Annotated in this window: 4 protein-coding genes and 2 pseudogenes; 3 read left to right on the top strand and 3 right to left on the bottom strand. The window is 63.3% G+C overall.

The annotated features are described in order from the left end of the window. Nucleotides 1–301, top strand: a pseudogene (gene purH / locus EN943_RS30255) (bifunctional phosphoribosylaminoimidazolecarboxamide formyltransferase/IMP cyclohydrolase); the annotation flags it as partial. 153 nt (nucleotides 302–454) lie between these two features. Here the strand turns inward: purH and EN943_RS30250 are convergent. Beyond that, nucleotides 455–1,831, bottom strand: coding sequence for an MFS transporter (locus EN943_RS30250; protein ID WP_127415776.1), 1,377 nt, complete (start codon nucleotides 1,829–1,831; stop codon nucleotides 455–457). A 355-nt stretch (nucleotides 1,832–2,186) separates the two neighbouring features. Between EN943_RS30250 and EN943_RS30245 the strand changes: the two genes are divergently transcribed. After that, nucleotides 2,187–4,331 carry a TonB-dependent siderophore receptor gene (locus tag EN943_RS30245; RefSeq protein WP_127415775.1) on the top strand — a complete coding sequence of 715 codons (2,145 nt, stop codon included), beginning with the start codon at nucleotides 2,187–2,189 and terminating at the stop codon, nucleotides 4,329–4,331. An 84-nt stretch (nucleotides 4,332–4,415) separates the two neighbouring features. On the opposite strand, the gene EN943_RS30240 is transcribed toward EN943_RS30245, so the two are convergent. Continuing rightward, nucleotides 4,416–9,206, bottom strand: a complete 4,791-nt coding sequence (locus EN943_RS30240) for an NAD-glutamate dehydrogenase (RefSeq protein WP_127415774.1) — start codon at nucleotides 9,204–9,206, stop codon at nucleotides 4,416–4,418. A gap of 134 nt (nucleotides 9,207–9,340) precedes the next feature. Between EN943_RS30240 and EN943_RS30235 the strand changes: the two genes are divergently transcribed. Continuing rightward, nucleotides 9,341–9,904, top strand: coding sequence for a peroxidase-related enzyme (locus EN943_RS30235; protein ID WP_127415773.1), 564 nt, complete (start codon nucleotides 9,341–9,343; stop codon nucleotides 9,902–9,904). 150 nt (nucleotides 9,905–10,054) lie between these two features. Here the strand turns inward: EN943_RS30235 and EN943_RS30230 are convergent. Next, nucleotides 10,055–10,239: pseudogene (locus tag EN943_RS30230) on the bottom strand (LysE family translocator); the annotation flags it as partial.

The following is a 10,239-nucleotide window of genomic DNA, read 5'->3' as shown; positions in this document are numbered from 1 at the left end:
CGGCGCCACCGTCGGTATCGGCGCCGGCCAGATGAGCCGGGTCGATTCCTCACGCATCGCCGCCCGCAAGGCACTCGACGCCGCCGAGGCCGCGGGCCTTGCCGAACCGCTGACCAAGGGCTCGGTCGTCGCCTCCGACGCCTTCTTCCCCTTCGCCGACGGATTGCTGTCGGCGATCGCGGCCGGCGCCACTGCCGTCATCCAGCCGGGTGGCTCGATGAACGACAAGGACGTCATCGCCGCCGCCAACGAGCACGGCATCGCCATGGTGTTTACGGGCGTCAGGCATTTCAGGCACTGAGCGCCGACACAGAGGCGTTCTGAGAATTCGCTCCGCTGAGTCGGATGGCGTGGGTTTCGAGAACCGGAGCGGAGCGGACATTCAAGTCCGTGAGCACCGGAAGCGCAGAAACCTGCGTCAGGCGGCCAGCGGAGTAGAATTATCGAACGTCTCTCATTCCGCCGGCCGGTCCGCCGGATAGGGCGTCTTGACCAGGATCGCCATGCCGATGCCCAGGAACAGCACGATCACCGCCATGCCGAGCCGCGCCGAGCCGCTGGCCAGGGTGACGGACGCGACCATGAACGGCGCCAGGAAACTGGTCGCCCGCCCGGCCAGCGCATAGATGCCGAAATAGCGGCCGGATTCTGCCGCCGTGACGCTGCGCGCCATGTAGGATCGCGACGACGCCTGCACCGGCCCGAAAGCCACGCCGATCAACAGGCCGAAGAAGATGTAGGCCTTTTCCGCCGCCGTGCCGAACAGGCCGCCGCTGTCCGGTCCAGGCATCATCCAGAGGCCGAACAAAGTATAGCCCGGTCCGGTCGAGACGATGCCGATCGTGGCGATGCTGAGCAGGACCAGCGAGATCATGACGATGGTTTTTGAGCCAAGCGCCGTGTCGAGACGGGCTGCAACCAGGCAGCCGAAGATGGCGACGACGTTGAGAATAATGCCGAAAATACCGATTTCGGTGATCGACCAGTGGAACATCGCTGCCGCGAAAGTGCCACCCAACGCCAGCACCGCGTTGACGCCGTCCTGATAGATCATGCGGGCGACGAGGAAGCGGAAGATGCCGCTGCGCTTGCGCACCTCACCCAGCGTCACTTTCAGCTCCGCCAACCCCTCTCGCACCGCAGGGCCGATCGGCAGGCCCTTGATGGCATCGGGGGTGAAAAAGAACATCGGCAGGATGAACAGGAAGTACCAGCCGGCTGACAAAGGCCCGGTTGCGCGCGCGTCCTCGCCGAGCTTCGGGTCGAGCCCGAAGAGCGGGTCGATGCCGATGATCGTCTTGCCGGTCTCCGGCGAACCGGCCAGGCAGGCGACGACGAAGATCAGCGCGATCATGCCGCCGAGATAGCCAAGGCCCCAGGCCATGTTGGAAATCCGGCCGATCTCGCTCTTCGGCACCAGGCGCGGCATCATCGAATCGTTGAACACGGTCGAAAACTCGGCCGCCACCGACGCCAGCGAGAAAAACAGCACGACCAGGAAAAGGTTCGAACCGGGGGCCGCGAACCAAAGCGTGCAAAGGCAGGTGACCTTGACCGCGGCAAAGAATGCGATCCACGGCTTGCGCGGTCCGGTCTGGTCGGCGATCGAGCCGAGGATGGGCGACAGCACCGCAATGACAAGACCTGCTGCTGCGATGCCATAGCCCCAGGCCGCCTGGCCGGTTTCCGGATCGCTCGCCATCCGCGACACGAAGTAAGGCCCGAAGATGAAGGTGGTGACGACGGTGAAGAACGGCTGCGCCGCCCAGTCGAACAGCATCCATCCCCAGATGCCGCGCCCGGACGCACGCTGCACTGTCTCTACCGTCATCATGATCCCCCGGGGCACCGTTCCGTATCGGGCGCCATGTCTGCATGTTTCATGCGCTCATGCAATGAACGAAGCTTGGTGCCGTCCCTTGCCCCCTGCCGGGGGTTCATTGTTCGAAAACCCAGCAAATTGGCTTTCCTCCGCGACGCGGGGCCAAGCCCTTATTTTTCTCGTAGGGGAAGTCGAACCGAAGGTCCGGCGCCGTCCTCCCCCCTGCTTCGCAGCGGTTGCCGCCAGCGCGAATTTCCTGATTATTAAGTTGACTCTTTTTGTCCGGTTTGACTAATTGCGCTCGCGCAGGACCGGAAAGGTGACCGGTCGAACTGCTCGCTATTGGTCTGACAGGGAATAACAGATGACGATTGATCGACAGGCATTGTTGCGCACTCAGGCAAAGCGATTGATTGCGAGCAGTGCCTTGATAGCGGCATCTTTTGGAGTGGTGGGGGCCGCCCAGGCCCAGGACGTTTCGCCGGACGATGCAACTCAACTGGAAACGATCGTCGTCACCGGCAAGTCGGACCGCGTTGTCGGGCCCGATCAAACGATCGTCGCCAAGGATACGGCGATCGCCACCAAGACCGATACGCCGATCGTCGACGTTCCCGCCTCGGTTTCAGTGGTAACCCAGAAGGAACTGGAGGCGCGCCATGTCGAAAGCCTGCAGCAGGCCGTGGCCTACACATCCAGCGTCCTCACCGACGAGTTCGGCAACGATGACCGATACGACTATATTCGTATCCGCGGTTTCGACCAGACATCGCTCGGCACTTATCGCGATGGTCTCGCGGCGCGCATTCCCGCCTGGTTCACGGCCAGCCGTCTCGAACCTTACGGACTTCAGCGCGTGGAGGTCCTGAAGGGATCGACATCGACACTTTTTGGTCTCAACGGTCCTGGCGGACTGGTCAATGCCATCACCAAGCGGCCGCTGGACCAGAAGCAAGGGGAGATTTACACGTCCTATGGTGACGGCACCAAGGAGATTGGCGTTGATTTTGGCGGGCCGATCGACCCCGATGGCGTGTGGACCTATCGGCTTACCGGGCTGGCCAAGGATGGCGATCAAGGGTGGGATTATTCCAACGACGACCGGCTTTACATCGCACCCGCGTTGACCATCAAGCCCGAGGAAGGAACCTCGCTCACCATCCTGGCTGACTATTACAAGCGAGATGGCACAGGCGCACGCGGCACCCCGGCCGGCGCCAATATCGACATCGGCACCTTCCTGGGCGAGCCGGATTTCAACCGCTTCAACACCGAGCAGGTCGATATCGGCTACCAGTTCGAGCACGAGTTCAACGAGAATCTCACCTTCCGCTCCAATGCCCGCTACACGCATTTGAGCCTCGACTACGCCGAGGTCTACGGCGCGTCGCTTGACCCCACGGCGGACCGCACGGCATTTTCGGTTGAGAGCCTGTCCAACCGCTATGCCTTCGACAATCAGTTGCAATACGATACGGGCTGGGACGGGATCGACAGCAAGACGCTTGTCGGCGTCGACTACGCCAACGACAACACCCGTGAAAACATCCTCTTCGGCACCGCCGGTCCTATCGACATCGATAATCCGGCCTATTGCGGTCTGTCCTGCATCAATCTCGGCCCCTACGTGAACTGGCGGGTCAAGCAACAGGCGGTCGGTGTCTATGCCCAGGAGCAATTGACGTTTGACGACCGCTGGATCGTCACCCTGGGCGGGCGCTGGGACCGCGTCCACACGACGGCGGACTATCTCGACTCGGGAACGCAGGACGACGACACGGCATCCGCCTTCACCAAGCGCGCCGGCCTGACCTACAAATTCACCCCGAACCTCGCGGTCTACGCCAACTATTCGGAAAGCTTCCAGCCGCTCGTGGCGCCGAGCGCCAACGGATATGCGGTCTCGGGTTCGCTGAAGCCTCAAGAAGGCAAGCAGTATGAGGCAGGCATCAAGTACAAGCCCGACGGCTTCGACGGCCTGTTCACGGCCGCGGTCTTCGACCTTACCCAAACCAATGTTCCGACCTATGTCACGCCTGTTGTCCAGCAGCAGATCGGCAAGGTTGGCGTCCGCGGCATCGAACTCGAGGGCAAGGCTGCCATCGCGGAAAACCTGAACCTGACGCTTGCCTATTCCTACTGGGATGCCGAGATCCTGGAAGACGGCATTGGCGGGAATGCCGGCAATCGGCCGCAGCGCGTTCCTCGCCATCTGGCGTCAGCCTGGGTTGACTATACGCTTCCCGAGGAAGGACCGCGTGGCGACCTGACCATCGGCGGTGGCGTGCGCTATATCGGGCAAACCTACGGAGATGACGCGAACACGGTTTCGATCGGCGGCTACGCACTGGTGGATGCGGCGATCAGCTACAAGATGACCAAGGACGTGACGTTGGCCTTGAACGCAACGAACCTGTTCGACCGGAAGTATTTGACGACCAGCTACTATGGGACCGAATTCTACGGCGACCGGCTGAAAATCGTCGGCACGCTCAAACATTCCTGGTGAGCTTGTTGAACGCTGATTTCGAAGCGGATGGCATTCGAAAAGAGCCACACGCATCCGATGATGCGTGTGCTGATCGTCGACGGTTCACATCCCCGTCAGATCGCTCATCAGCCCCGACGCCACCGACAGCCGCGACACGGTGATGTCGCCGCCCTCGGTCAACGCCTGCAGCCGCTCGCGGATGCGCGCCACCCGCTCGCCGCCGGCGTCCAGCCAGGCAGCCACCGGATCGGCCGTCTTGGCGTGGCCGGTGAGGGCCGCGACCGCGATGCCGCGCCGTGCCGCGCCGATCGTGTCGGTGGCGCGCGACAGCGCCAGTTGATCATAGTAGTCCGAAGGTGTGATCGAGCGGGCGGCGTCCTCGACACGCGGGATGCGGAAGGCATCGCTGACGGTGAAGAACGCCTTGGCCGCGGCGACGATGTCGGCGCCTGCGGTGCGCGCCGTCAGCGCGATGTCGGGGATGAGTTCCGCCACCTCGCTCAGCGCCAGTTGTTCAGCCAGCCTTTCCGGCGCGCCGGCCTTGAACAGACCGTGGCGCTTCTCCTCGATCCGCTGGCGCGAGAAGGCCGGCAGCAACGAAACGAGCTTGGGCTCCAGCGCCTTGCGGGCTTCCTGCAGCTCAGTGATGCGCTGGTCAAGGGGTGCCGTACCGGCATCGTTCTTGAGATACCAGCCGCTGGTCACGTAGATCAGCCGGCTAACCATCTGATAGAGATCAAGCTGCACCTGGCCGTCGATCTGGTTGTCGAGCGCGTCGATCTCGCGATAGAGCGCCGGCAAGGCAAAACCGTCGCGCACCATCGCGAAGGTCCGCACCACGTCGGCGGCGGTGCGCCCCGTGGCCTCCTGCAGCCGGTTGACGAAGGACGGGCCGCCGCGATTGACCAGATCGTTGGCGACGACCCGCGTGATGATCTCGCGGCGCAGCCTGTGGCCATGGATCTCGGCGGCGTATTTCTTCGCCATCCGATCGGGAAAATAGCCCATCAGGTCGCGGTCGAAATGCGCGTCGTCAGGCACGTCGCTAGCGACGATGTCGGAAAACAGCACGATCTTGGCATAGGCGAGCAGCACGCCGAGTTCGGCTCTGGTCAGCGGTTCGCCACGCGCTTCGCGCTCGGCGAGCGCTGACGGCGACGGCAGCGTCTCCACGGCGCGGTCGAGCAGGCCACGCGCCTCCAGCGCCGTCATGAAGCGGCTCTGATGCGCGATGTCGGCGAGGCCGCGCTTGCGAGCGATCGAAAGCGCCAGCGTCTGCTGGTAGTTGTTGGACAGCACCAGCGAGCCTACCTCGTCGGTCATCTCCGCCAGCAGCTTGTTACGTGCCGGGCGCGTCAACGACCCCTTGCGCATGGCGGACGCCAGCGCGATCTTGATGTTGACCTCGACGTCGGAGCAGTTGACGCCGCCCGAATTGTCGATGGCGTCGGAGTTGCAGCGGCCGCCATTCAGGCCGAACTCGATGCGCGCCCGCTGCGTGACGCCGAGATTGGCGCCCTCGCCGATCACTTTCGCCCGGACGTCGAGCGCGGTGATGCGAATGGCATCGTTGGCGCGGTCGCCGACCTCGGCATTGGTCTCGGTCGATGCCCGCAAATATGTGCCGATGCCGCCGAACCACAGAAGATCGACCGGCGCCTTGAGGATGGCGGTCATGATCTCGGCCGGCGTCGCGGTGGTCTTGGCCAGGCCGATCGCCGCCGCCGCGGCTACCGGCAAGGTGATCGATTTCTGGTTGCGCGAGACGATGATGCCGCCTTCCGACAGTTTCGTCTTGTCGTAGTCCTGCCAGCTCGAACGGGCGAGAGCGAACATGCGCTCGCGCTCTGCCATCGAGGCTGCCATGTCGGGATCGGGATCGATGAAGATATCGCGATGGTCGAAGGCGGCGATCAGCCGGGTTTTCGGCGACAAAAGCATGCCGTTGCCGAACACGTCGCCCGACATGTCGCCGACACCGACGACGGTGAAGGACGAGGTCTGGATGTCGCGGTTGATCTCGCGGAAATGCCGCTTGACCGCTTCCCAGGCACCCTTGGCGGTGATGCCCATCTTTTTATGGTCGTAGCCGGCCGAGCCGCCGCTGGCGAAGGCGTCGTCGAGCCAGAAGCCGTGCTTCTCCGAGATCGTGTTGGCGGTGTCGGAGAAGGTCGCAGTGCCCTTGTCGGCGGCAACGACGAAATACGGATCGTCCTGGTCGCGTCTGATGACGCCGGCCGGCGGGATGACACCATCGAGACCGATATTGTCGGTGATCGACAGCAGGCTGGAGACGAAATTCTTGTAGGCCGAGGTGCCTGCCTCGAAGATCGCGTCGCGACCGGCGCTCATCGGCAGCTTCTTCGGATAGAAGCCGCCCTTGGCGCCGACCGGCACGATGACGGCATTCTTGACCTGCTGTGCCTTGACCAGGCCGAGAACCTCGGTGCGGTAGTCCTGGGCGCGGTCGGACCAGCGCAGGCCACCGCGCGCCACCGGGCCGAAGCGCAGATGCAGGCCTTCGACCTCGGAACCGTAGACGAAGATCTCCCGCCACGGCCGCGGCGCCGGCAAGCCCTCGACCGCGTGCGAGTCCAGCTTGATCGCCAGCGACTGGCCCTTTTCTTTCGTATCGGCAACGAAATGATTGGTACGCAGCGAGGCTTCGATCAGATTGAGATAGCGCCGGAAGATCGTGTCGTCGTCGATGTTGGGAACGTCTTCCAGCGCATCCTTGATCTTGGCCTTGAGATGCTTTGCCGCCACCACACCTTCGGTCTCGGCTGTGGGGCCAAGCCTGGCGACGAACAGCGCATGCAGGCCACGCGCGATGTCGGGATAGCGGTTGAGCGCGGCGGCGATGAAATCCTGGCTTTGCGGAATGCCCACCTGCTGCAGATAGCGGCCATAGGCGCGCAGGATGGTGATCTCGTCGGACCACAGGCCGGCAGTCTGGGCCAGGCCATTGTAGCCGTCATTGTCGATGTCGCCGCGCCAGACGGAGAGGAAAGCGTCCTCGAACAGCGCGCCGCCATCGGTCAGGTCGATCGGCTTGCCGTAGCTGTTCTCAAGCTCCATGTCGTGGATGAAAACCATGCCGGACTGGTCGTCGCCGACCTCGAAAGTGCGTTCGCTGATGACGCGGAAGCCGATGTTTTCGAGCACCGGCACCCGCCGCGACAGCGCCACCGGACTGCCATGGTGATAGATCTTCAGCGCCGCCTGGTGCGGCTTCTGCTCGGCATGGCGATAATAGTCGATGGCGATCGGATTGCCGGCGCTGATCATGGCAATGCGCCCGGCGTCGGTCAGCGCCACCGCCGCGCTGAACGAATCGCGGTAGCTTTCAGGCAGCCGCGCGGCGATCGCCTTCAAAGCCTGGTCGCCGCCACTGGCCTCGGCCGCATCGGAAAGGGCGTCCTCCCAGGTGCGCACGATCTCGCGGATCGCCGCCTCTATCGTCGCTTGCTCGACCTTCGGCGTCTTGCCGCCTGAGCGGCCGATGATGAAGTGCACGCGCGCCAGCCCGCCCTCGGGGAAGGCCGGGTAATAGGCCGACAGCCGGCCTTCGAACACGGTCTTCAGATAGGAGCCGATCTTCTCGCGCACCACGCTGTCGTAACGGTCGCGCGGCACGAAGACGAGGATCGAGACGAAACGGTCGAACTGGTCGGCGCGCACCAGCGCCCGCACGCGCGGCCGCTCGACCAGGCCAAGAATGGCGGCGGCGTGCTTCCTCAGGATCGGCACCGGCACCTGGAACAGCTCGTCGCGCGGATAGCTTTCCAGCACGTTGATCAGCGCCTTGCCGGAGTGATCGTGCCGGTCGAAGCCGGACTTGGCGATGATGGTTTCGGCCTTGGACCTGAGATAGGGGATCTTCATCACCGAGCGCGTGTAGGCGGTCGAGGTGAACAGGCCGACGATGCGCAATTCGCCCGCGAGCATCCCCTTGGCGGTGTAGGTCTTGACGCCGATATAGTCGAGATAGATGCGGCGGTGCACGGAAGACTTGGCATTGGCCTTGGTGACGATCAGCGGCTCCGGCCCATGCAGGAAAGCGCGGATCTCCGGCGTCGTCGTCACCGCTTCGGTGCCGCGCCTGAGCACCAGCACGTCGGGATCGGACAGGATGCCGAGGCCAGGCTTTTCAGCGCGCTCCAGCGTGCCGCTTTCCTCGCCGCCGGTGTATTTGAACTCGCGCATGCCAAGGAAGGTGAAATTGTCGTCGCGCAGCCACTCCAGGAAGGCGAGGGCCTCGGCAACGCTCTTCTTGTCGAGCGGCACGGCCGTATAGCGGAATTCCGAGATCGCCTGGTCGAGGCGGGCCAGCATCGGCCTCCAGTCGTGGACGGCGGCATGAACCTGGCCGAGGATCTTGCGCAGTCGCTCGCTCAATCCGCTCGCCTGCTCGGATGTCAGCCGCGGGATGTGGACATGGATGACGCTCAGCCGGTCGTGGCTGCCATCGTCCTTGGCGAAATTGCCGTCGCCGAGGATTTCTTCCACGCCGCCCTTGCCATGGCGAACGACGATAACCGGATGGGTGACCAGGGTCGGTTCGCCTGATGTCTCGGTGATCTCGCCGAGGATGGAATCGAACAGGAACGGCATGTTGTCGTTGACGACCGTGACAACCGTCATCGGGCGCCCGTCTCGCACAACGCCCGAATCGGCATCGACGGCGACGACGCACTCGCCTTTCCTGTGGCCGGCGACTGCCTGGCCGGCGAGATCGGCGGCACGTTCCAGGTCGGCCACATCGTAGGGAGCAATGTCTTCCGCTGGCGCGCGGGCGAGCAGATAGTCCGCAAGCCTGGCTGGCCTTTCCTCCGCTTTAATCGCTGCCGTGGCTTTTTTCTTCGGCTTGCTCGCGGATTTCACGCTGGCCATGACGCACTTCCCTCCCGTCAATGCTTTTACGACTATGGTAGCAGATGACCGCTGTTTGGCGACAAAGGTTTGACGGCTTGCAAAGAAATATCGGAATTCGGCAACAAGCATCGCCCAACGAGGAGAAATGATCCATGACCGGCAAAATCAGCGCGCTCGACCTTGGCCAGGGAGAGCTGAGCGAGGCGACGAAAACCTATTTCGACAAATGCGAGGAGAAGCTCGGCCTCGTCCCCAACGTGCTCAAGGCCTATGCCTTCGACGACAGGAAGCTGCGCGCCTTCACCGACATGTACAATGATTTGATGCTGGGTGAGTCCGGCCTTTCGAAGCTGGAGCGCGAGATGATCGCGGTCGCCGTCTCCTCGATCAACCATTGCTATTATTGCCTGACCGCACACGGCGCGGCGGTGCGCCAGCTCTCAGGCGACCCGGCGCTCGGCGAAATGATGGTGATGAATTTCCGTGCCGCCGACCTTTCGCCCAGGCAGACGGCAATGCTCGAATTCGCCGTCAAACTGACGCAAGAGCCGGCCAAGATCGTCGAGGCCGATCGGGCCGCGCTGCGTCAGGCCGGCTTCACCGATCGCGACATCTGGGACATCGCCTCGACCGCTGCCTTCTTCAACATGTCGAACCGCGTGGCCGTGGCAATCGACATGCGCCCGAACGACGAATACCACGCCATGGCACGGTGAATTTGCTTCCTTCTCCCCGTTTACGGGGAAAAGATGCCGGCAGGCAGATGAGGGGCGGCACCAACGTGTGTGAATCGAGGGCCAACTTTGCGCTGCCCCTCACCCGACCCTTCGGGCCACCCTCTCCCCGTAAACGGGGCGAGGGGAAGATCAGCGAGCAGCGATCGCCGCCGCGGCGCCGGCCATGGTCGTCGCGCTGACGCGGTTGGCGATCTTCATGGCGCGCTTGCTCTTCAGCAGTTTGCGCGCCTGTGATGCAGCGAGCACCCAGGCGAGATCGATGGCGACCAGCACCACGGCCATGGTCGCCGTCAGCTCGACCCAGCCGACGATGC

The sequence above is a fragment of the Mesorhizobium sp. M7A.F.Ca.US.006.01.1.1 genome (assembly GCF_003997935.1).
Classification (GTDB): domain Bacteria; phylum Pseudomonadota; class Alphaproteobacteria; order Rhizobiales; family Rhizobiaceae; genus Mesorhizobium.
Note: the sequence above shows the minus strand (reverse complement) of the source record. Positions and strands in the feature narration are given on the sequence as shown.

Bases quoted from the DNA above. Each gene is read 5' to 3' on its own strand.
- EN943_RS30240 (WP_127415774.1), bottom strand. From the start codon at position 9,206: ATGGCCAGCGTGAAATCCGCGAGCAAGCCGAAGAAAAAAGCCACGGCA.
- EN943_RS30250 (WP_127415776.1), bottom strand. From the start codon at position 1,831: ATGACGGTAGAGACAGTGCAGCGTGCGTCCGGGCGCGGCATCTGGGGA.
- EN943_RS30235 (WP_127415773.1), top strand. From the start codon at position 9,341: ATGACCGGCAAAATCAGCGCGCTCGACCTTGGCCAGGGAGAGCTGAGC.
- EN943_RS30245 (WP_127415775.1), top strand. From the start codon at position 2,187: ATGACGATTGATCGACAGGCATTGTTGCGCACTCAGGCAAAGCGATTG.